The sequence below is a fragment of the Asticcacaulis biprosthecium C19 genome (genome assembly GCF_000204015.1).
Classification (GTDB): Bacteria; Pseudomonadota; Alphaproteobacteria; order Caulobacterales; family Caulobacteraceae; genus Asticcacaulis; species Asticcacaulis biprosthecius.
The window spans coordinates 353,915-375,382 of sequence record NZ_GL883079.1 but is presented as its reverse complement, the minus strand read 5'-3'; the positions used below and the strand labels follow the sequence as shown (position 1 = coordinate 375,382).

Genomic DNA, 21,468 nt, shown 5'->3' with positions numbered 1-21,468 from the left:
ATGTTGCCCAGCAGCCGGTGGCGGGCCGTGCCCTTGCGTGTCACCATGATGATGAGTGCGCACACCAGAGCCAGGACGGTCAGCAGGGTGTGGGCCCAACCGATGATCGAGACATTTCCGAGAACCATGGCGCTTACTTCTGCATTTTGAGCGTGAGGGACTTGCCGGCGACGGGAACTTCGAAGGCGACCGAATCGAAACTGGGTGGGCCCATCATGAATTCCGGCTTGCCCGAAAAGGCCCAGGGCTCGGTCGGCACGCCCATCAGGTTGCGCGCAAAACGGCCATCGTTGTTTTCATCCTGATAGGCGGTGACGGCGTAACGCCCTGCCGGGATGCCTTCGAAGACGGCGGTGACCGTGCTGCCGCGGACGGTGATCATCTGGCGGCGGCGGCAGGTGAAGCTGGCGAATTCAGAAGCCTCGCACAATTGTACGGCGATCTTGCCCTTGTCAGGCGTCAGACCCGTGAACTGGACGGTGACGGCGCCCGGTTGGGAAGCGAACATAAGGACGGCAGCAGCAAGTGAAAACACGACTCAATCTCCAATATAAGAAAGTACTTTACTTTATAAAGTTCTTTTACGCAGAGTCAAGCGGCAACAAAAAAGCCCCCGCGTGAGCGAGGGCTTCATGCCTGAGATCCTTTTAGAATCAGCCGTAGATTGGGAACTGGGCTGTCAGCTTGAGAACCTCTTCGCGGACCTTGGCCTGGACGGCGGCATCCGGTTCACCGCTATTCGATTTCATGCCGTCGACGACGTCGGCGATCAGGTTACCAATGATGCGGAACTCAGCTTCGGTAAAGCCACGCGTGGTACCGGCAGGCGTGCCGAGGCGAACGCCCGAAGTAATAGTGAAGGGCTGCGGATCGTACGGAATGCCATTCTTGTTGCAGGTGATGAAGGCGGCTTCCAGCGCCGCTTCGGTCGCCTTGCCGGTCTGGCCCTTCGAACGCAGGTCGACCGACATGACGTGGCTATCGGTGCCGCCGGTGACGATCGCCAGACCGCGATCGATCAGGGTGTCGGCCAGAACCTGGGCATTGGTGACAACTTGACGGGCATAGGACTTGAACGACGGCTGCAGCGCTTCGCCGAAGGCGACGGCCTTGGCGGCGATGACGTGCATCAGAGGCCCGCCCTGCAAACCCGGGAAGACTGCCGAGTTGATCTTCTTGCCAAGCGCCTCATCATTGCTGAGGATCATGCCGCCACGCGGACCGCGCAAGGTCTTGTGCGTCGTGGTGGTGACGACGTGGGCATGCGGCAGCGGGTCGGGGTAGACGCCGCCGGCGACAAGGCCGGCATAGTGGGCCATGTCGACGAAGAGATAGGCGCTAACCGAATCGGCGATCTCGCGGAAGCGCTTGAAATCGATGTGGCGCGGATAGTTGGAGGCGCCGGCGATGATCAGCTTGGGCTTATGCTGCTCGGCCAGCTGCGCGACCTGGTCATAGTCGATGGTGTTGTCGCCTTGGGTCACGCCGTAGGGCACGACATTGAACCACTTGCCCGACTGGTTGGCCGGCGAACCGTGGGTCAAGTGGCCACCGCAGGCCAGGTCCATGCCCATATAGGTGTCACCCGGTTGCAGCAGCGAGAAAAATACCGCCTGGTTGGCCTGAGCGCCGGAGTGCGGCTGGACGTTGGCGAAGGCGCAGTTGAACAGTTGCTTGGCGCGTTCGATGGCCAGTCTCTCGACTTCGTCGGCATATTCGCAGCCACCGTAGTAGCGACGGCCGGGGTAGCCTTCGGCGTATTTGTTGGTCAGGACCGAGCCCTGAGCTTCCAGAACGGCTTTCGAAACAATGTTTTCCGAGGCGATCAGCTCGATCTGGTCCTGCTGGCGGTGCAGTTCGCCCTTGATGGCGTGCAGTACAGCCTCATCGGCCGTGGCCAGGTCATTGTGAAAGAAGCCTTCGGGGCGAAAAGCGGATGCATTGGCGGGAGCGTTCAAGATGACAAGTCCTGTAACTGGAAACGGATCGGGAGATGTGGCAGCGTTTACGCTTTCAGCGCCCCAAGGGCAAGCGACTTACAGGGAGGATGGGGTTATGCGTACATTTCTGCTGGCTTTGGGTCTGGGTCTTACCGCGGCTCCGGTTATGGCAGTGCCGTTCCAGGCTGTCGATGCGTCAACCGATCGCATCGTCTTCCTCGACCAGGCGACCGTGACGCAGAATGGCGATATCGCCGAAGGGGATGTCCTCTTCGCGATTCGCAAGGAGGGCGGCCACAACATTTATCTTCTGGCGCGCGTGAAGGCTGACTGCAACGCCAACAGCATGTGGACCACGAAACAGACCTTTCTGGATGAAACCGGCGCGGTCTTACAGACGATCGTTGAAGATCAGGTACCGCAGGTCGCGTCAGGCATCGGCGTGGCCATTGTCGAGACCCTGTGTACCGGAATTTCACCCAATGCCACCACGGCAGGCATCACCCATGACACCCTGCAAGGCGCCCTGACTCACGGCCGCAAGTTCCTGGCCCACCACGCCGGAGCGGGCTAGATCCCCGACAGCGCCCTCACCTGTTCGACGACCGTGGTATTCTCGATCAACATATAGCCGGCGAACATCAAGGCGATGACATTGAGCGAATAGATCAGGCCGCGCGCTGTCGCGTAGCTGGTCCGGTGTTTGGCAAAGCGCTGATGCTGCGGGCTGCTTTCCCACCCGTGGCTATCATCGCCGTAGCGACGTTCCAGTTCACGGATATAGGCCGTGCGCCACAGCACCGACTTGTTCAGCCCGACAATATAGAGGGTGAACGATACCGAGATAAACAGCGGTACGAAAAACAGGATGACATACATACCGTCGTTGAAGGTCTTGTAGTTCGACACCACCCAGGTCATGGTCGCCGCCACGGCGATCAGCATGAACCGGAAGGAATCGTCGACCTGCTTCATCTTGAGCAGAATCTCTTCCTTCAGCTTGGTGTATTCGGCGATGTGAAACGCTTCCGACATGGTGCCTCCCCGGTGGGGCGTATCCTATGTCGATGTTTTCGAAAGCGGAAGAGATTTCGCCTCAGACGGTGATGCCGGGCTTGGGCGGCAGCTTGCGGCCGGCTAGCTTGTTCTTCAGCTTTTGCACCGCCAAGCGTTTGACGCCTTCCGGATCATTAAGCGGACCAATAGCTATGGCTTCCTCACCGGTGGCCGCATCGATAGCGGTGCATTTGAGGAAATTACCGTTGCGAAGGAGTTCGAGATAGATTTCGGACATGACGCAGAGTGTAGCGGAAACGGCTGAGTCTGTCCAAGTCTGCGTTAAGAAGTGTTGTCCACAGATAAGCCAGATAAGCCAGATGGACAGCGTTTTGGGGCGGCCGACAGCGCCTCAACGGCTCAGATGACTGACGAGCAAAGCTCGTCGATAAGAAAAGCATAGCCATCGTCGGATTATGCACGTTTAGCGCTATCCATCTGACTTATCTGGCTTATCTGTAGACAACCCTTCTTGCTGTCGGAACCGCAAGCTCAGCCGCCAATCGTTACGCCACAGCCGGCATGCGGGCGACATTGCAATGGGTCCACAGCTTATCCATGGCCTCGACCAGGTGGTCCATCATCTTATCGTCATGGTCCGGCGACGGCGTGAAGCGCAGGCGCTCGGTGCCCTTGGGCACGGTCGGGTAGTTGATCGGCTGGACATAGATGCCGAAGTCATTGAGCAGGATGTCAGAAATCATCTTGCAGTGGACGGCCGAACCGACCAGCACCGGAACGATGTGCGATTCCGACGGGAAGACCGGGATACCGACCGCCTTGAAACGTTCCATCAAGGTCTTGGCACGCTCCTGATGTGCGATTCGCTTTTCGTTGTGGCTTTTCAGGTAGCGCACACTGGCTGCGGCGCCCGCCATAATCGCCGGCGGCAGAGAGGTCGTGAAGATGAAACCCGAAGCCCACAGGCGGATGGCGTCGATCACGACAGCCTTGGCGGCGATGTAGCCCCCCATCATGCCGAAGGCCTTGCCCAAGGTGCCTTCGATGATGTCGATCTCGGACATGATGCCGTCACGTTCGGCCACGCCGGCACCGCGTTCGCCATACATGCCGACGGCATGAACTTCGTCGATATAGGTCAGGGCGTTGTATTTTTTGGCCAGGGCAACCGTGGCGCAAATGTCAGCGATGTCGCCGTCCATCGAATAGACCGACTCAAAGGCAATCAGTTTGGGAGCATTGGCCGGTGCCGCGCGCAGCAGCTCTTCCAGATGCGCCAGGTCATTGTGGCGATAAATATGACGTTCGCCGCGGCCGTTGCGGATGCCTTCAATCATCGAGGCATGATTCAGCGCGTCGGAGAAGACGATCAGACCCGGCAGAATCTTGTACAGGGTCGACAGGGCGGCTTCGTTGGCGACGTAGCCCGAGGTGAAGACCAGCGAGGCTTCCTTCTGGTGCAGGTCGGCCAGTTCGGCTTCGAGCAGGTTATGAAAGAAGGTCGTGCCGGAGATATTGCGGGTTCCGCCCGACCCCGAGCCGACTTCGTCGATCGCCTTGTGCATGGCGTCGAGCACAACCGGGTTCTGTCCTTGGCCGAGATAGTCGTTGGAGCACCAAACCGTGACGTCGGTCTCGGAACCATCATCCCGGATCCAGGTCGCACGCGGGAAAGAGCCGGCGTGGCGCTTCAGGTTGGCAAACACGCGGTAGCGTCCCTCGGAACGTACCCGGTCGACGGCAGCCTCGAAAGCGGCGGTATAGTCCATCTCAAACTCCGTCATCGCACCCGCAGGCGCGATGTATATTTCCAGCGCACATAACGCCTGCACCGTTTCCAGACAAGACGACGTCGGTTAAAAAACCATATCGTCGTCATTGTTTTTCGACAATGTGGTAAATCGCTTGCGAACTCCAGAGCATTTTGTGATGCTTTTTGTCGCATTACCAACCTACTGGTGAATGCCGGCGGAAGGCTTGATCCATGTCAAACAGCGGAAAAATATGGATCGGCCTGTTCCGGGGCATCAATATCGGCGGTAACCGCATGCCGATGAAGGATCTGGTCAAGCTGTTGCTCGCCGAGGGTCTGACGGACGTCAAAACCTATATCGCCAGCGGCAATGTGCTATTCCGGTCGGACCGGGACGAGGCCGATCTGACCGGCATGATCCAGGACCTGGTCGAGAAGCATTTCGGCTTCCGTACACCGTTGTTTCTCATCGACCTTCAGCATCTGGAAAAGGTGATGGCCGCCAATCCGTTCAAGGATCGCGAGCACAGGGGCAAGGCCCAACACATCTTCTTCCTCAAGGCGCCGGCCAGCGTGGTCAAGCACGACCGCATGCTGGAACTCAAAGCCGAGACGGAGGACTATGCCCTAACGGAAGAGGCCTTCTATTTCTACGCCCCTGACGGCATCGGCCGGTCGAAGCTTATGGAGAAGCTGGGGCAGTGCCTCAAGGCCGATATGACGGCGCGCAACCTTAACACGGTCGAAACCCTGCGCGACATGTCGGCGGACCTGGAAAAATAATAAGGCGGCCCGTTTCCGGACCGCCTTGAAGCTCCGTAGAGCATAAGCGTTATGACGCGGCGAAAACCGTTAGTTCGCGAGAAACGGAGCGGAGCGTACTCGAGTACGTGAGCACCGTATCACAGAGAAATGACGGTTTGCAGCCCGTTAGAACGCTTATGCCGATGCGCCGCCGGAGCGCTTTTCGCTGTAGATGAGCAGCGGCTGAGCGCGTTCTTCGACAACTTCGCCATTGATCACAACTTCCTCTACGCCCTGCATGGTCGGCAGTTCGTACATGGTGTCGAGCAGAATGGCTTCCAGGATCGAGCGCAGGCCGCGGGCGCCGGTCTTGCGGACGATGGCCTTGCGGGCCACCGACATCAGGGCTTCCGGCGTGAAGTTGAGAGACACGTTCTCCATCTCGAACAGGCGCTGGTACTGCTTGATCAGGGCGTTCTTCGGCTCGGTCAGGATCTTGACCAGAGTGACTTCGTCCAGGTCTTCCAGGGTGGCGAGAACCGGCAGACGGCCGATGAATTCCGGGATCAGACCGAACTTCATAAGATCGTCCGGCTCGACGTCGCGCAGGACTTCGCCGGTGCGCCGATCTTCCGGATCCTTCACGGAGGCGCCGAAACCGATGCTGGAGCCCTTGCCACGGCCGGAAATGATTTTTTCCAGGCCGGCGAAGGCACCGCCGCAGATGAACAGGATGTTGGTGGTGTCGACCTGCAGGAATTCCTGCTGCGGATGCTTGCGGCCGCCCTGGGGCGGGACCGAGGCAACCGTGCCTTCCATGATCTTCAACAGCGCCTGTTGCACGCCTTCACCCGACACGTCGCGGGTGATGGACGGGTTGTCGGACTTGCGCGAGATCTTGTCGACTTCGTCGATATAGACGATGCCGCGCTGAGCGCGTTCGACGTTATAGTCGGCGGCCTGCAACAGCTTCAGGATGATATTCTCGACGTCTTCACCGACATAACCGGCTTCGGTCAGGGTCGTGGCATCAGCCATGGTGAAGGGGACGTCGATGATGCGCGCCAGGGTCTGGGCCAGCAGGGTCTTACCCGAACCGGTCGGACCGATCAGCATGATGTTCGACTTGGCCAGTTCGACGTCATTGCCCTTTTGAGCGTGGTTCAGGCGCTTGTAGTGGTTGTGCACCGCGACCGACAGGACCTTCTTGGCCTGGGACTGACCGATGACATAGTCATCCAGGACTTCGCGGATTTCCTTCGGGGTCGGCACGCCGTCCTTGGACTTGACGAAGGCGATCTTGTGCTCTTCGCGGATGATATCCATGCACAGCTCGACGCATTCATCGCAGATAAACACGGTCGGCCCGGCGATGAGTTTACGCACCTCGTGCTGGCTCTTTCCGCAGAAAGAACAGTAGAGGGTGCTTTTGCTGTCGCCCGTCGCGGCTTTCGTCATATGCTTTCTTCACCTTCACGTCGCGGGAAAGACGGCACTTTTCAGGTGCCAAGTCACCGCACAATCCTGGCACCTTAGCCTCTGAGTGCTTAACAAAGCCTAAGAGCGCCGTTCCACAAAATATCCATCGCCCCGATTGATCCGCATTTATGCACAGTTTAGAGCAGGTCTCAACTGCGCTTAGGTCTCATCGGGACCTTGATCCCCACATATGGTGGTCCGGGCGTGAAATAAAAGCCACATCCCCTTCCCCATACGTAAATATGCCCCCAAAACACCCTCCCCCTTAACCAAACCGCCGCGAATCGCCACGCCCGTCGTCGCCGCCTTCGACTTTGACGGAACGCTCACCTGGAAGGACAGTTTCAACGCCTTCCTGATTTTCCTGCGCGGTCCCGTGGGACTGGGCAAGGCCATCCTTGCAAAACCTGGGCCGTTCCTAGGGTATCTGAAGACGCGCGACCGCGGCGCACTCAAATCCCGGTTTTTGTACAATCTGTTGGGCGATATCCACCAGACCGAACTGGAAATCCTGATTCAGGCCTTTGTGAGCGTGACGGGACGGTCGCTGTTCCGACCGGATGCCATGACAACGTGGGATTCGCTCCCCGACAGCGATGTCAAACGCGTCATCGTGACCGCATCGCCGGAACTGTTGGTCGGCCCCTTGGGGGCCTTGATTGGCGCCGACCGGGTGATCGGGACAAAGCTGGGCTTTACGGCCGACGGACGGTTGAAACCGGAACTTGAGGGAATCAACTGCCGCGGCGAGGAGAAGATGTGCCGTTTAAGGGCAGTCTTCGGTGACGATTTCGACCTGGACCAGGCCTATGGTGACACAGCCGGCGACCACGCCATGATCGCTGCCGCGCGCCACGGCCACTATCGGGTGTTCAAGCAAAAGCCATAAGAAACGCGGCTTCGATGCCGAAGCCGCGTTTACTTTCTTTCACCGAAGTGGCGAGCCGCAATGACGCGGCGAAAACCGTTAGTTCGCGAGAAACGGAGCGGAGCGTACTTAAGTACGTGAGCACCGTATCACAGCGAAGTGACGGTTTGCAGCCCGTCAGTGTGGCTCACGCAGCAACAGGATCGGCGCGCTTTTCGTACACATGATCGATGAGACCGAACTCCTTGGCTTCCTCGGCCGTCATGTAACGGTCACGGTCCAGGGTGCGTTCGATGACTTCGTAAGGCTGACCGGTGTGCTTGACGTAGATTTCGTTCAGGAGCTTCTTGGTCTTGCGCATGTCCTCGGCCTGAATCTCGATGTCAGAGGCCATACCGCGCGCGCCGCCGGAGGGCTGGTGCACCATGATCTTGGAGTTCGGGAGCGAAATACGCTGGCCATTCTCTCCGGCCTGCAGGATCAGCGAACCCGCCGAAGCCGCCATGCCCATGCACACCGTCGTCACCGGCGACTTGATGTATTGCATGGTGTCGTAGATCGCCAGGGCCGATGTCACCTGCCCGCCGGGCGAGTTGATGTACATCGAGATTTCCTTCTTCGGGTTTTCCGATTCGAGGAACAGCAACTGAGCGCAGATCGAGGTCGCCATGCCGTCTTCGAACGGGCCGGTGAGGAAGATGATTCGTTCCTTCAGCATCCGCGAATAGATGTCGTAGGCGCGCTCACCGCGGCTGGACTGTTCGATGACAGTGGGGATCAGGTAAGATGTCAGGTTGTCGACGGGGTCGCGCATAGACGAATCCTTTGGGGCTCAAAATGGGGCGTCAGCCGCTTTTGTAAGGGGAAATTCTTAACTCTAAGTGTGTGCCGAGCTTTCCAATCTTACTTGGCAATTTGCGCTGAGGTTTTCAAGGGGTGATCGCAAGGCGGAAACCTCAACTACCTGCTGATACGTGGGCGCAGCCACTTGACGAGAAGGGAGGAGAGGTGCCCGAGTAAAAGACCTGCCAGAGCCGGAAGCAGGAAAAGGCCAAGAAACATAGCCACAACGCCAGCACCATCCAGCCAATCTGATTGCCCCCTCCCGGTTAGAGCGGCCTCACCGCGTGACATCAAGAGGGCATAGCCCACCAGTATTCCGGTTAGAAGAACAACGGTCACAGCGCCCTCAAACACACTGTAACCGGGCTGTGCTTGCCGCCATCTGAAAAAGAAGAAGGCGCCGACGGCGGGTCCCAAGATCGCCCCAGCCAGATATGAAAACACCTCCACCCCAAACTCTCCTTACTCGCTTGAGTATGTCCCTACCACGTATGTCTGAAGTTTAGGTTTCGCGTTGACAGATGCTCGGTGACGGAATACATAACCAATACGTTATATAACCCATGAGTTATGAAAATGTCGCCCGCCGACCTAGACGCCACCTTCATCGCCCTCGCCGACCCCACCCGCCGCGCCATCCTGGCCCGGCTGGCGTCGGGGGAACAGACAGTGATGGAACTGGCCGCGCCCTTCGCCATGAGCCAGCCGGCCATTTCCAAGCACCTGAAGGTACTGGAGCATGCCGGCCTGGTCACCCGCGGCCGCGACGGGCAGAAACGTCCCGTTCGCGCTCAGACCGAGCCTTTGAAGGCTGCGACGTCGTGGATGGACGACTATGTCCGCGCCCTGGAGGCCAGCTACCGGCGTCTCGACTCGCTTCTGGAAGAGCTGCAAGCCGGCCCGACCTCGAACGACCCCATAAATTAAGGAGCCCACTGTGATCAGTGCACCCGAAGTCCTCGACCTGCCGCCACAAAAGGTCGCGCGGATCGCCATTGCCTGCCCGTCGTCCGAGATCATGAAGGTTATGGGGCCCGGCATCCAGGAACTGCATGCCGTACTGGGCGCCCAGGGCGTCACGCCGACCGGTCCGTGGTTCACCCATCACCTGAAGATGCCGGGAGAAAGTTTTGACTTCGCAATCTGCCTGCCGGTCGATGCCGAGATAAAGCCCGATGGCCGGGTGACCAACGGCGTCCTGCCCGGCGGGCGCACAGCACGCACCGTCTATACAGGCGGCTACGAAGGCCTGGGCAATGCCTGGGGCCAGTTCATCGCCTGGATGAACGACCAAAATCTGAACCCCGCCCCGACCCTTTGGGAAGTCTACACCAAGGGTCCTGAAACGGGTCCGGATTTGACACAGTATCAAACCCAGCTCAACCGTCCCCTGCTCTGAAAGGACCAGACAATGAACGCCATCACCAAGCTTTACGGCGCCCTGGAAATCAGCGCGCCGTCCGACACCGAATTGTGCTTCAAGCGGCCGTTCAAGGCGTCGGCGCAGCTCGTCTTCGACGCCCATACCAAGCCGGAACTGGTCAGGCGCTGGCTGCTGGGACCGGACGGCTGGACCATGCCGGTGTGTGAGATCGACCTGCGGGTCGGCGGCACGTTCCGCTATGTTTGGAAGAAGGCGGACCGCACCATGGGCATGGGCGGCACCTATCTCGAGATCGAAGCGCCAGCCAAGATCGTCCACACCGAACTGTTCGACGAGGACTGGACCGGCGGTGAAACCACCTGCACGCTTATGCTCGAAGAAAATGGCGGCCGGACCGAAATGACCCTGATCGTCGTCTATCCGTCGAAGGAAGCTCGCGACGGCGCCATGGCCACAGGCATGGCCGAAGGCATGGAAGGCAGCTATGAACGATTGGAAGCCATCCTGGCCTAGGCGGCAGGTTTCAGGGCTTTGCAGTCAATTTTGCTGCAAAGCCGGTCCATCATCTTCGCCTGGACACCTGGCATCATCTTCACCGCCAGTTGCGTCACCTTCGGCATCATCGCATTCGATTTGGCCATGATGGATTGGCCGACCGGGCTCTCGTAAAAATTCACCAGTTGAGTCAGCTCTTCCTCCGAGAAGGCCTCGGCATATAGCACGACGGTCTCTTTCTGGAATTCCGGGATGAATTCGGCCATCACCGCCACGGAGGACTCGCTCAGCGCCTGGCTCAGTTCCGGCGACATCTGCGGATATTGCTGGCGCATGGAGTCCACCATAGCCGGCATCATCGACTTCATCATATTGTCCATCATCTCATTGAAATGGACAGCTTTGAAATAGCGGTCGACCAGATCGATCTTGCGCTGCGTCGCCGCATCGGGCGCCGCGGCGGCCAGTGTTTCGGCGTGAACCATTACCGGCACTCCGCCCAGCAAAGCGGTCGAGGCAAAAAGAACCAGAAACGTTTTGCGCATGATATCCCCCATAAAATAACAGGCCTCAACTTGGCCCAAGGCTGGACGGCGGGCAAGAAAAAAGAGGCCCGCCATAGCGAGCCTCCTTTAAATTTGTCGTTGACTGAAGCTCTTACGCTTCGTCGTCTTCCTTCAGCAGGTCTTCCTTGCTGATCGGCGAGTCGGTAACCGTAGCCAGGGTGAAGATAAGGTCGCAGACCTTTTCTTCGTAGATCGGCGCGCGAATCTGAGCCGCGGCAGCCGGGTTGTTACGGTAGAAGTCGAACACCTGGCGCTCCTGGCCCGGATAGTTGCGAGCTTCCTGCATGATCGCCTGGGTCACTTCCTGATCAGTGACCTGGACGTTCTGGCGGGTGCCGATTTCGGCCAGCACCAGGCCCAGACGGACGCGGCGCTCGGCGATCTTGCGATATTCGGCCTTCAGATCCTCTTCGGACTTGGCGGCGTCTTCTTCGGAAAGCTGGCCATTGGCCTTGTCCTGCTCGACCTGACCCCAGATGCCCTGGAATTCAGCTTCCAGCATGCGCGAAGGTAGTTCGAAGTCGTGCTTTTCGTCCAGGACGTCCAGCAGGGCACGCTTCATCTTGAAGCGCGACGCGCTGTTGAACTGCTGTTCGAGTTGGGTCTTCAGGATGTTCTTCAGGGCGTCGAGGCTTTCCAGACCCAGGGTCTTGGCCAGTTCGTCGTCAGCCTCGCCTTCCTTCGCCGCCAGGATGTCCTTGACGGTGGTTTCAAAGGTCGCTTCCTTGCCGGCCAAGTTCTTCGCGCCGTAGTTTTCCGGGAAGGTGACGTTCAGCGTCTTGGTCTCGCCCTTCTTGGCGCCGACCAGTTGCTCTTCGAAACCCGGGATAAACTGGCCCGAACCGATGACCAGTTCGGCGTCTTCGGCCGAACCGCCTTCGAAGGCTTCGTCACCGATCTTGCCGACGAAGTCGATGATCAGCTTGTCGCCATCTTCTGCCTTCGGGGCGGCCTTGCCCTTGCCGGCCTTGGCTTCGTATTGCTTGGTTTGCGACACGACGTTCTTGAGGGCTTCGTCGATATCGGCGTCGGACGGCGTATAGACCGGGCGAGTCAATTCAATCGAGGCCGGCTCGACCGGCGTGAAGATCGGCATCATTTCGACGGCGATCGAATAGGCCAGATCGGAATTGCCCTTGATGACCTGCTCGATGTCGCCGATCGGCGTCAGTTCCGGTTGCGACGCCGGACGGATCGAGGCCTGGTCGAGGGCTTTTTGCGTGGTTTCGTTGAGGGTTTCCTGAACGATTTCGCTCATCAGCTCCTTGCCGTACATCTTGCGGACATGGCCCTGAGGCACCTTGCCCGGGCGGAAGCCCTTGATGTTCATCTTGGGAGCGATCTCGGCGATCTTGGCGTCCAGCTTAAGAGTCAACTGGTCTTTGGCGATCGTGACCTCGAGAACGCGGCTGAGACCTTCATTCAATTTTTCAACGACTTGCATCGGTTTTGGCACCTTAAGCCGGATCAGTGTCCGCTCCCTGAACGGGCCCGAATCCGGCGGCTGAAAGAGACAAAGCGCGACCGCTTGCTGCGGGCGCGCCGAAAGATGAGCCCTTATGGCATGATTGGGCGGCAGGTCAACGGCTATATCCGGCGAAATAGCCTTAACGGCAAAAAATCGAAACCAGCCGCGCCCGGCCTAAAGGCACGTCTAGATAAGGACATAGATCCCAAAACACCCAGCAGAAAATTTTCCTGCGGGAAAGCGTGCAGGATTGTCCAAGGGAACTCACGCCTGGTTAGCATTCTCCTGCTATCCCAAGCGCGTTTTTCCGGTCACGCTTTTTCCGGTATCACTTCCGGCTCAAGCTGCCCTTCCCACTTGGCGACCACGGCCGAGGCGACGGTGTTGCCAACAACGTTGGTCGCCGAGCGGCCCATGTCGAGCAGGTGGTCGACGCCCAGCACCAGGGCGATCCATTCTTCCGGCAGGCCGAAATAGGTCAGGGTCGCCATGATGACCACCAGAGACGCACGCGGCACGCCGGCGATTCCCTTGGAGGTGATCAGCAGCAGGAACAGCATCATCACCATCTGCCCGGTGGTGAATTCCACGCCATGAGCCTGAGCGATGAACAGTGTGGCAAAGGTGCAGTAGATCATCGAGCCGTCGAGGTTGAACGAATAGCCCAGCGGCAGGACGAAGGAGACGATCTTGCGCGACACGCCGACCTGCGGCAAGGCCTGCAACACCTTCGGATAGGCGGCTTCAGACGAGGCGGTCGAGAAGGCCAGCAAAGCCGGATCGCGTACCACAGCCAGGATCTTGAACAGGCGCGGCCCAACGACCAGCAGGCCGGCCACGATCAGGATGACCCACAACACCCCCAACGAGGCATAGAAACCGCCCATGAACTTGGCATAGGTGACCAGGATCGGCAGCCCCTGTTCCGCCACGGTCTTGGCCAGGGCCCCGAAGATGGCGAACGGCGCGAACAGCATGACCAGTTCGGTGACCTTCAGCATGATGGCCGCGCCCTGTTCGGCCAGGTGCATGATCTGCGGCGCCTTGTCGTCCAGCATGGCGATGGCCGTCCCGACAAAGACCGAGAAGACAACAATCTGCAGGATTTCGTTCTTGGCCATGGCGTCGATGATCGACGACGGGATCAGGTGCAGGATAAAGCTTTCAATGGTGAAATTTGCGGTGGACGGAACCTTGGCCGCCTCGCCCACGGCGCCCAAAGACATGCCGGCGCCGGGTTGCAGCCACTCTACCATCACCATGCCCAGGAGCAGCGACACGATCGACGCGACGATGAACCAGGCCATGGCCTTGGCCCCAACCCGGCCAACGGTGGCGGCGTCTTCCATGTGACCGATACCGGCGATCAGGGTGAACAGCACCAGGGGCGCGATGATCATCTTGATCAGGGTGATGAAAATCTTGGTCAGCATCCCGAAGATCATGATCGCCGTCGGCGTATAGGCCGGGTCGAGATAGTTGTGCGTCCCCCAGCCGGCGGCAACGCCCAGCACCATGGCGGCGAGAATGAACAGCGCGAATTTCGACTTCATAGAGAAGACCCCGAACAGATTTCAGCAGCGACTATCGGATGGACCGCGGCGGCTTGTCAATCGCGCAGCTTGAGCCTGCCGATGATGGCCGGTTTGGCGCCGCCCTCCACAACGCCGCCGTCGTCGCCAAAATCGGTCCATTGGCTGCGCGCGACGAAGACATAGTCGCCGCCATCGATCACGCCGCCGGTCGGTTCTTCCAGTTGGCCGCCACGCAGCAGAACCTCAACCGACTCAATCGCCTGCCAGTCGGGCTTCATGTGGACACGCAGGCCCCGGGCCGGCTTGACGCCGTTCTGGACGACGATCAGGTCGTCGCCGTCGCGCACCACGCCGTCGACGCCGGTCAGCGACGCCGTGTCCGGCACGGCCAGCAGCGAAGCCGCGCCGGTCGCAAGGTCGACCCGCCACAGCCCCGACGGATAGTCGGCAACGATCAGGGTCTTGCCGTCGGAGCTTTCTGCCAAGCCCTGCGGCGAACCCAGTCTACCGGCGGGGATAAGCCCCTCCAAGGCGCCTCCCCGGCCCCTCAGGCGGTAGACAGCGCCGCCCTGACTGTCGCTGGTGTAAAGGTCCGTCTTGCCCAGAGCCAGGTCATTAAACCCCTTGGCATCGTCATGACCGAAGTGCTGCAACAGTTCGCCGTCCTTCAGACGAAGCTGCAGGACCTCAGGAAGGCGCAAAGCTGCCGAAACGCCGGCAACGCCACCGGGGCTGGTCGCCAGCCATGCCGTATCCGCATCGACGGCCAGGCCGTAACCGCCGACACCGCCAGGAAGGTCGTGAATGACATAGCGCTTTTCCAGCCGGTTGACGGCGCCGTCATGGACAGTGCCGAAATACAGTTTGCCATCGCCGGCGATGGCGACGCTTTCAACCAGGACGGCTTCGGGGATTTCGGCGAGGGTGGCAAAGCTGCCGAGATCGGCGCCATTGGCCGCCAACAGCGCCTTGGCCGCGTCGTCCATCACCATCATCAGGCCGGGATAACGCGCCGGATCGAACCATAGGCCGCGTTTGAGATAATCGTCGACCCAGGCCTTGGTGGCTGGGTTGTCACCGGCAGCCGACTCGATCTGCGCCCCCAGCATCAGCACAGAAGGCGCCGACGGCAACAGGGCCCGGGCCTGAGCGACTTCGCTGCGGGCGGCGGCGAAATCGCCACCATTGACCGCCGCGATCGCCGCCTTGCGGTGCTGCCGGAAGGCGTTGATGTCGAAATCCTGCGCCATGGCGCTGCCGGCCAACAGCCACGCTGCTGCTGTCAAAAGCCCTGTCCACCGCATGATGCCCTCCGTCTTCCTCGCGCGACGGTAGCACGGGCGGACGGTTGCGCCAGTTACAAAACGGTTAAGCGTAATATCATACCTCCCCACGTGTGGGGAGGGGGACCATGAGCGAAGCAAAACGTAGCAAAGCGAAGTGACGCGCAGCGAAATGGTGGTGGGGCGACTTACCGTCAGAGTAACCGCAGCATCGTTTCCGAAAGAAAGGCACACCACACCGGCGCCGCCATGTTTAACCTGCTACCGGTATCCAGATTGTCACTTCGCCATTTCCGCTTTCGGGGTCGAAGTCCGGACCGTAGCGTTCGTAAAACGGCGCCGGCAAAACCTTCAGCCCGAATTGCGGCACGTGCTGCTGCCAGACCTGCCCCCAAGTGTGGCCGATCCCGGAAATATGGCCTGTATGGGTAAAGACAGCATAGGTTTGCGCCGCGATGTCAAGAACGTTAAATTCAGCCGGAAGTTCAAGGTCGTCCGCAATCTCCACGCCGCACAGATAGTCGAAACCTGAGTCGCTATTGTTGTAGCAGACGCCGTAATAGACCTCCGGGTCGGGCCGCTCGGGCAGTTCAAACGTGTTGAACCTGTCCCACAGCGCCGGGATCTGCGAATTGGTGGTCATATCGTAATGGCCGCTTAGTCCTGTCAGCTTGCGCTCAGGAGCGGTTTCAAGGCGGTACGGTTCGGTCGCCATCGGTTGGCCTCCCTTGTGTTTCCCGCATCAAGGCGTGAGTCCGCGTCAGTTTCCGGCAGCAGCCAACGCTTCCGAGCCCGGCAGACCGCCCAGCCAGGCGGCGAAGGCCTTGCCGCCCTTGCCCGGCGGCGAGACATAAATGGGACGGGTACGGCCGTCTGCCTCACGCACCATCAGCACCACCGACATTCGACCGCGGACGCTGCGCACGTCCTCGACGTTGACGATGGCGCCACGGTTATAGACCTGGTGCTTCCACAGATAACGATTGTCGAAGCGATCGGCGGTCAGCGTGAACCGATTGGTCGCGTACCAGCCGAAAAGCCCTGCCATAGGCAGAAACAGCGCCATATCGCGCATGGCCTGCGGCTGGGTGGCAGGACTCAGCAGCATGAACACCAGTTTGCCGGCGATCAGCGCCAAACAGCCGCCTAAGACAGCGATGGACAACCAGGGACGATAGGTTTGTGGATAGGCATTGGTGTCGGTCATGCCCTGCTATGTGGCAGACCGGGACGAAAGCGCAAGGGGTGATTCTTATGGCCAGCGCACAGGCCAACGGTTATGACCAGGCCACCCGCCAACGCTGTCGTCGGATCAACGTCTCAGGGAAATAGTCTGGTGGGGATTGGTGCGGATGAGAGGACTCGAACCTCCACGCCTTGCAGCGCTGGAACCTAAACCCAGTGCGTCTACCAGTTCCGCCACATCCGCAGGTCCGCGGCGTCTTTGGCGGAAATAAAAAGGAAGGTCAAGCGCGCACCCGCATGACAGAACTATTTCTAATACGATTCGATCCGGGCGGCGTTTGTGCTACCTCAAGCTAACGCGCTCCTCACCTTCGGCATAATCCTTCGGCTGACCGGGGCCTGGGCGCCTGTCGACAGGGTCAAAACCCCCGTTCCTGTCGCGTCGCGCGTCAGCTTTTCGACAAAGGCGGTGTTGACAATGAAGGATCGATGCACACGCAGGAAGCCAGGCGGCAGTTCGGCCTCAAGCTCTGCCAGCCCGCCGTTGTGCAGGATGGTTCGGCCGTCCGCCAAATGCAGTTCCACATAGTCGTCAGCGCCCTTGCACAGGGCGATGTCGGAAGCCTTGACGATCGTAACACTGCCGGCGGCATTGATCCGTAAGGTGGCCAGGGCCTGCGCCTGGGTCGCGCGCGATAGCGCCAGTTCCAAATCGTGTGCCCGAATCCGCTCCTTTTCGTGCTCGCGCCGTTCGCGTTCGAACGTCAGGGCCCGCACGACGAATAGCACCAGCAGCAAAGCCGCGACTTCGTAGAAGAAGATCGCATTGAGAAACATGTCCTGGGATACCAGGATCGACCCTGCGAATGCCGTAAGGACAATGGTCCACCACCGCCCTGCCCGGTCGCCTTTAAAGGCCGCAAGGCCGGAGATCACGGCGCTGGCCGCCGCAGCCGCCAGGATCGAAAAGGCAGCCTTGCCATCAAAGCCCGGCATCAGGATCAAAGGCACCAGTATCAGTCCCACAACACCCGCCAAAACAGCGAATCGTCTCTGCTCGACAAATCGCCATGTCACCAGTGCCGCCAGTGTCACGCTGAATGCGGCCGACAGGCCGGTAATCGCCATCAATCGTGCGTCCTGGACGGGATAAGCATAGGGTGCCAGACCGCGATAGGTTTCCGCGAACAGTTGCGCCGCCGCCAGCAGCGACAATAAAGCCAACAGCAGTGGATCGCGGCGATTGACGGCCGACAGGGCCGAGCTGGCGAAAAAGAAGGCGCCAGCAAGCAGTACACCGAAAGTCACCAGGGACGGCCAGTACAGGCGCAGCAGCTTGTCCGTCGGGTCGGCATAGGGCGCGATGGCAATCCAGTGCACCGGTTGGCTCAGCCGGATGCTGCCGTGGAAAGACGACATGCGCAGGACGACCTCATTGCTGCCCGCGCGCAACAGCCCGTCGCGCAGGTAAAACACACTGTCCATGCGGCCTGGTGTTTCCACCGCTTTTGAAGCGCCCGGCCTTCCATTGGTGCCGACCCGCACGCCGTTGACCCAGGCCTCGGTCGACGCCTTGGCCAAAACATAGAGGCCCATTGGCGCGTTCGCCGTCGGCTGAACGTCGATCGTGGCGCGGACCCAGATATCGCGACCCTGTGGGTCCAGGCCGGCGATTGTGGCCGAGCGACAGGCAGGATCATCGAACCGCGCCGGCGGCTCGGCGGTGGTTACGGGACACACGGAAACATCACCGGTCGGCGTGGTCTGGGCGACGGCGGCGTGCACGAACAGAAAGACAAAGACAAGCGCGGCGAGAAACGACCTCATGCCCTACCGTTAGCCGATCCAATGCCCCCCGTCATCGCCATTCACCGGAAATCCGCCACCACCGGCCGAAAGACGCATGACGTCCGGCCTGCGCGAACTAAGGGTGGTGGCATGTTCAGCCACAGGTGCCCTATGAAATTCACCCTCCCCTTCGCCTTCCTCCTTCTTACCGCTGCTCCGGTGATGGCGGCCGAAGACGCATTGGTCTTCGAAAGCAAGTCTGGCCAAAAGGTCGATGCCTTCCACGGTTCGTTTACGGTGCCTGAAAACCGAGCCGACCCGAACAGCCGCATAATCGATATTCACTATGTCCGCTTCCCGGCCACGGGCGCCAAACCGGGCGCACCGATTGTCTACCTGGCCGGCGGACCGGGCGGGTCCGGCATCGACACGGCCAAACACGAGCGCTTTCCCCTGTTCATGGCTATGCGCGAATTTGGCGATGTTATCGCGCTGGACCAGCGCGGCACCGGCCTGTCGGAAGCCGCGCCGAAGTGCGTCTCGGACGTGGTCATCCCGATGGACCGCGTCGTCGCACCAGCCGATCGCAACCAGTTGCTGCGCCAGGCGGCCGAACAGTGCGCCGTCTTCTGGCGGGCGGCCGGGTTCGATCCGGCCGGCTATACGACGGTGGAAAACGCGCGCGACATTGACGCTTTGCGCGCCCACCTCGGCGCCGAAAAAGTCACTCTATGGGGTATCTCCTACGGAACCCATCTGGCGCTGGCTGCGGTGAAAGAGATGCCCGCCCGCATTGACAAGGTCGTTCTGGCCAGCGTCGAAGGGTTGGACCAGACGGTAAAGCTGCCGTCAGAGACGGATGCCTATTTCGATCGATTGCAGGCCGCCATCGATCTGGAACCGGCGGCAAAGACCGTCTACCCGGATATCAAGGGGCTGATGCGCGGTGTTCACGCCCGACTGGATGCAGCACCGGTCATGCTGCAAGTGCCGACGACGGATGGTCCCAAGCCCATGCTTTTGACCGGCGAGGTCATGCAAATGCTGGCCAGCGCCTCGATCGCCGATCCCCAGACCGCGGCTCAGTTGCTGATGCTATACTTGGCGGTCGATGCCGGCATGACTGACCCAGTCGCGGGCTTGCTGGGGCGCTTCATGTCGCCGGGCGCACCGGAAGAGTTCCGCCTGATGCCTCTGGCCATGGATATCGCCTCAGGCATTGGCGCCGAACGCCTGGCCCAGGTTGAGGCGGAGGCGAAGACCGCTATACTGGGCGACGTTCTGAACTATCCCATGCCGCACCTGGCCGGCGCTCTCGGCCTCGACCTGGGCGATGGCTTCCGCACGGCGCCGCAGGGCAATATGCCTGTCTTGGTGCTGGCCGGCAGCTTGGACGGGCGCACCTATCCGTTCGAGCAGCACACTGCGGTGGCGGCTCTGTCGAATGTGACTACGGTGACGGTGGAAAATGCTGGTCACAACATGTTTATGGTATCGCCGGAAGTGACCCAAGTCATCGCCGAATTCATGCGCGGGCAGACGCCACAGACGACGCAGATCGTGGTCAAGGCACCGCCTTTCGCCCCACGGATGTAGCCGTGTGTCAGGCCGGGCTGGACAGCTTCATCAGCACCAGCCCGCCAACGATCATTACCGCTGCGGCAATACGCATCGGGCTGGCCGGCTCCCCAGAACCGCGACGCCGACGATAAAGGCGCCGATCGCGCCAATCCCGGTCCACACCGTATAGGCGGTTCCCAGCGGCAACGACTTCATCGACCAGGACAGAAGGCCGAAGCTGATCAGCATGCCGACAATGGTGATGATGCTGGGCCATAGCCGCGTAAAACCATGCGACTGCTTCATCGCATAGGCCCAGATGACCTCGAAAATACCGGCGATAACCAGAACGAACCACGCCATGACAGTCTCCAAAAGAGCTGCCGGGCCGTCCCGGTCTTGATCCACCTCAGGTCAGGCGGCGGGAACGTGGTCTCCGCGCCGCCCACTTAGGAAATCGGATGCTCCACGTCAAGATCAGGCCGGTTGGTCCATCTGGGCAAAGAACAGCAGTACCCCGGCGGGATCGAGTATATGGGTCGCCAGGGCGCCATAGGCTTCGCGCCGCGGTGGATGCACGGTCACCTCAGCAAAGCCGCCGTCGGCCTTGACCTGTTTCACCTTGTCGTACCAGGCGGTGGCGTCGTCGACGATCAGGTGCACCATGGTGTTATGCGCCCACGCCTCGACAAAGGCATTCTGCAGGAAGAAGTGCGACGGACTCAGCTTCATCAGCGCCAGGTCGGCGTCCTGATAGACCGAAGTCCAGCCCAGACGGGTGTAGAAGTCGATCGAGCGCCGGAAGTTCTTGGTCGGGAGAAACAGGCGTTGGTCGAGAATGGCGGGCATACGAATCTCCTATTCCGGCTTCGTGCGGATCAGCCACAGGGCGACGGCGGCATGCCAGACGGTCTGGACGGCCATATAGATCAACAAACGACCAACGTCGAAACCTATCGCCGTCAACAGTAGGAAGGCCAGCGAAAGCGCGCCGACGACGATGCCCAGCAGGCCGAGCCCGCGCGTCCAGCCTTTGCGGTGCAACAGGGCCAAGCCCCATAGCAGCGAACTCAGGGCCATCAGCACGAAGGCGAGCCGGGCCAGGGCCTGGATGACGATACCGCTGAAATGAATCAAGTCGAAGGCGGCCTGGCGCTGGTCGGCCATGCGCGCGGCAATATCGGCGATGACAAAGCCGTCGAACAGCGCCGCCAGCATCATGACCAGGCTGCCACCGACATAACTAAGCCAACCGGCCATCACCAGCGGGTGCGAAATGCCCAGCCGCCAGGCAAAACCGGAAAAGCCTGTGGCGAACAACAGCAGCATGGCGGTCAGGGCGCCATGCACGTGCCGGCCCTGGGCGGCGACGGCCAGGATGTTGTTCAGGCCGTCCTCGGGATGGCCGACACTGGCGGTTGGATGATGGCTGATCAAGGCCAGGGCGGCCAGGGTCGACAGCCCCAGCAACCAGCCATAGGCCGGCGCGTTCAGGCGCAAGGGCGTAATTTGAGTCATAACGGTTTCCTCAGAAGTGAGAGACCAGCCTAGAAAAACACG

General features: G+C 60.1%; 24 protein-coding genes and 1 tRNA gene. 7 read left to right on the top strand and 18 right to left on the bottom strand.

The features are described 5' to 3' along the window. Positions 1-133 precede the first annotated feature (133 nt). On the bottom strand, positions 134-535 hold the full coding sequence (locus tag ABI_RS16895; protein WP_157138972.1) for a DUF2141 domain-containing protein: 402 nt from the start codon (positions 533-535) through the stop codon (positions 134-136). A 118-nt stretch (positions 536-653) separates the two neighbouring features. Then, complete coding sequence (gene glyA / locus ABI_RS16890) at positions 654-1,958, bottom strand: serine hydroxymethyltransferase (RefSeq protein ID WP_006274261.1); 1,305 nt, start codon at positions 1,956-1,958, stop codon at positions 654-656. 97 nt (positions 1,959-2,055) lie between these two features. Here glyA and ABI_RS16885 point away from each other — a divergent pair, with 97 nt between their 5' ends. Then, positions 2,056-2,514 (top strand): hypothetical protein, encoded by a 459-nt coding sequence (locus ABI_RS16885; RefSeq protein WP_006274260.1) that lies wholly within the window; start codon positions 2,056-2,058, stop codon positions 2,512-2,514. Here the strand turns inward: ABI_RS16885 and ABI_RS16880 are convergent. The 3 genes from ABI_RS16880 to hemA form a co-directional block, all read right to left on the bottom strand. Then, the gene (locus ABI_RS16880) at positions 2,511-2,975 is read right to left on the bottom strand and encodes a hypothetical protein (protein ID WP_006274259.1); all 465 of its coding nucleotides are present in this window, start codon (positions 2,973-2,975) and stop codon (positions 2,511-2,513) included. The genes ABI_RS16885 and ABI_RS16880 overlap by 4 nt on opposite strands. 61 nt (positions 2,976-3,036) lie before the next feature. Next, positions 3,037-3,234, bottom strand: coding sequence for a DUF6898 family protein (locus ABI_RS16875; RefSeq protein WP_006274258.1), 198 nt, complete (start codon positions 3,232-3,234; stop codon positions 3,037-3,039). Positions 3,235-3,502: 268 nt separating this feature from the next. Continuing rightward, positions 3,503-4,726, bottom strand: coding sequence for a 5-aminolevulinate synthase (hemA, locus tag ABI_RS16870; RefSeq protein WP_006274257.1), 1,224 nt, complete (start codon positions 4,724-4,726; stop codon positions 3,503-3,505). 215 nt (positions 4,727-4,941) lie between these two features. Between hemA and ABI_RS16865 the strand changes: the two genes are divergently transcribed. Further along, positions 4,942-5,493, top strand: coding sequence for a DUF1697 domain-containing protein (locus ABI_RS16865; protein ID WP_006274256.1), 552 nt, complete (start codon positions 4,942-4,944; stop codon positions 5,491-5,493). Between the two features lie 156 nt (positions 5,494-5,649). Here ABI_RS16865 and clpX read toward each other — a convergent pair whose 3' ends face one another. Further along, positions 5,650-6,912, bottom strand: coding sequence for an ATP-dependent Clp protease ATP-binding subunit ClpX (gene clpX, locus ABI_RS16860; RefSeq protein ID WP_040309545.1), 1,263 nt, complete (start codon positions 6,910-6,912; stop codon positions 5,650-5,652). A gap of 241 nt (positions 6,913-7,153) precedes the next feature. Between clpX and ABI_RS16850 the strand changes: the two genes are divergently transcribed. Continuing rightward, entirely contained in the window at positions 7,154-7,822 is a 669-nt protein-coding gene (locus ABI_RS16850; protein WP_374188358.1) for an HAD-IB family hydrolase, read from the top strand. A gap of 166 nt (positions 7,823-7,988) precedes the next feature. Here ABI_RS16850 and ABI_RS16845 read toward each other — a convergent pair whose 3' ends face one another. Further along, complete coding sequence (locus ABI_RS16845; RefSeq protein WP_006274252.1) at positions 7,989-8,615, bottom strand: ATP-dependent Clp protease proteolytic subunit; 627 nt, start codon at positions 8,613-8,615, stop codon at positions 7,989-7,991. Between the two features lie 605 nt (positions 8,616-9,220). Here ABI_RS16845 and ABI_RS16835 point away from each other — a divergent pair. From ABI_RS16835 to ABI_RS16825, 3 genes are read left to right on the top strand one after another with little or no spacing between them, the layout of a single operon-like run. Continuing rightward, positions 9,221-9,571, top strand: a complete 351-nt coding sequence (locus ABI_RS16835) for an ArsR/SmtB family transcription factor (RefSeq protein WP_006274251.1) — start codon at positions 9,221-9,223, stop codon at positions 9,569-9,571. Between the two features lie 10 nt (positions 9,572-9,581). Continuing rightward, on the top strand, positions 9,582-10,043 hold the full coding sequence (locus ABI_RS16830) for a GyrI-like domain-containing protein (protein WP_006274250.1): 462 nt from the start codon (positions 9,582-9,584) through the stop codon (positions 10,041-10,043). A 12-nt stretch (positions 10,044-10,055) separates the two neighbouring features. Then, positions 10,056-10,541: an SRPBCC family protein gene (locus tag ABI_RS16825; RefSeq protein ID WP_006274249.1), complete on the top strand. Its 486-nt coding sequence runs from the start codon at positions 10,056-10,058 to the stop codon at positions 10,539-10,541. On the opposite strand, the gene ABI_RS16820 is transcribed toward ABI_RS16825, so the two are convergent. The 8 genes from ABI_RS16820 to ABI_RS16785 form a co-directional block, all read right to left on the bottom strand. Next, positions 10,538-11,143, bottom strand: coding sequence for a DUF2059 domain-containing protein (locus ABI_RS16820; protein ID WP_006274248.1), 606 nt, complete (start codon positions 11,141-11,143; stop codon positions 10,538-10,540). The genes ABI_RS16825 and ABI_RS16820 overlap by 4 nt on opposite strands. A gap of 37 nt (positions 11,144-11,180) precedes the next feature. After that, positions 11,181-12,533: a trigger factor gene (tig, locus tag ABI_RS16815; RefSeq protein ID WP_006274247.1), complete on the bottom strand. Its 1,353-nt coding sequence runs from the start codon at positions 12,531-12,533 to the stop codon at positions 11,181-11,183. Between the two features lie 335 nt (positions 12,534-12,868). Beyond that, complete coding sequence (locus ABI_RS16810) at positions 12,869-14,110, bottom strand: dicarboxylate/amino acid:cation symporter (RefSeq protein ID WP_006274246.1); 1,242 nt, start codon at positions 14,108-14,110, stop codon at positions 12,869-12,871. A 56-nt stretch (positions 14,111-14,166) separates the two neighbouring features. Further along, positions 14,167-15,396: an SMP-30/gluconolactonase/LRE family protein gene (locus ABI_RS23845; protein ID WP_006274245.1), complete on the bottom strand. Its 1,230-nt coding sequence runs from the start codon at positions 15,394-15,396 to the stop codon at positions 14,167-14,169. A 232-nt stretch (positions 15,397-15,628) separates the two neighbouring features. Further along, positions 15,629-16,090, bottom strand: coding sequence for a GyrI-like domain-containing protein (locus ABI_RS16800; RefSeq protein WP_006274244.1), 462 nt, complete (start codon positions 16,088-16,090; stop codon positions 15,629-15,631). 45 nt (positions 16,091-16,135) lie between these two features. Continuing rightward, a complete protein-coding gene (locus ABI_RS16795) occupies positions 16,136-16,582 on the bottom strand; it encodes a hypothetical protein (RefSeq protein ID WP_006274243.1) in 447 nt (148 codons plus the stop codon). A gap of 137 nt (positions 16,583-16,719) precedes the next feature. Next, a tRNA-Leu gene (locus ABI_RS16790) sits at positions 16,720-16,804 on the bottom strand. Between the two features lie 104 nt (positions 16,805-16,908). Further along, complete coding sequence (locus ABI_RS16785) at positions 16,909-18,387, bottom strand: LytR/AlgR family response regulator transcription factor (RefSeq protein ID WP_006274242.1); 1,479 nt, start codon at positions 18,385-18,387, stop codon at positions 16,909-16,911. A gap of 132 nt (positions 18,388-18,519) precedes the next feature. Between ABI_RS16785 and ABI_RS16780 the strand changes: the two genes are divergently transcribed. Beyond that, on the top strand, positions 18,520-19,944 hold the full coding sequence (locus tag ABI_RS16780; protein WP_050808335.1) for an alpha/beta hydrolase: 1,425 nt from the start codon (positions 18,520-18,522) through the stop codon (positions 19,942-19,944). 54 nt (positions 19,945-19,998) lie between these two features. Here ABI_RS16780 and ABI_RS16775 read toward each other — a convergent pair whose 3' ends face one another. The 3 genes from ABI_RS16775 to ABI_RS16765 form a co-directional block, all read right to left on the bottom strand. Beyond that, on the bottom strand, positions 19,999-20,271 hold the full coding sequence (locus ABI_RS16775; RefSeq protein WP_006274240.1) for a DMT family transporter: 273 nt from the start codon (positions 20,269-20,271) through the stop codon (positions 19,999-20,001). Between the two features lie 114 nt (positions 20,272-20,385). Next, positions 20,386-20,757 (bottom strand): VOC family protein, encoded by a 372-nt coding sequence (locus tag ABI_RS16770; protein ID WP_006274239.1) that lies wholly within the window; start codon positions 20,755-20,757, stop codon positions 20,386-20,388. Positions 20,758-20,766: 9 nt separating this feature from the next. Further along, positions 20,767-21,426, bottom strand: coding sequence for a hypothetical protein (locus ABI_RS16765; RefSeq protein WP_006274238.1), 660 nt, complete (start codon positions 21,424-21,426; stop codon positions 20,767-20,769). Positions 21,427-21,468 lie beyond the last annotated feature (42 nt).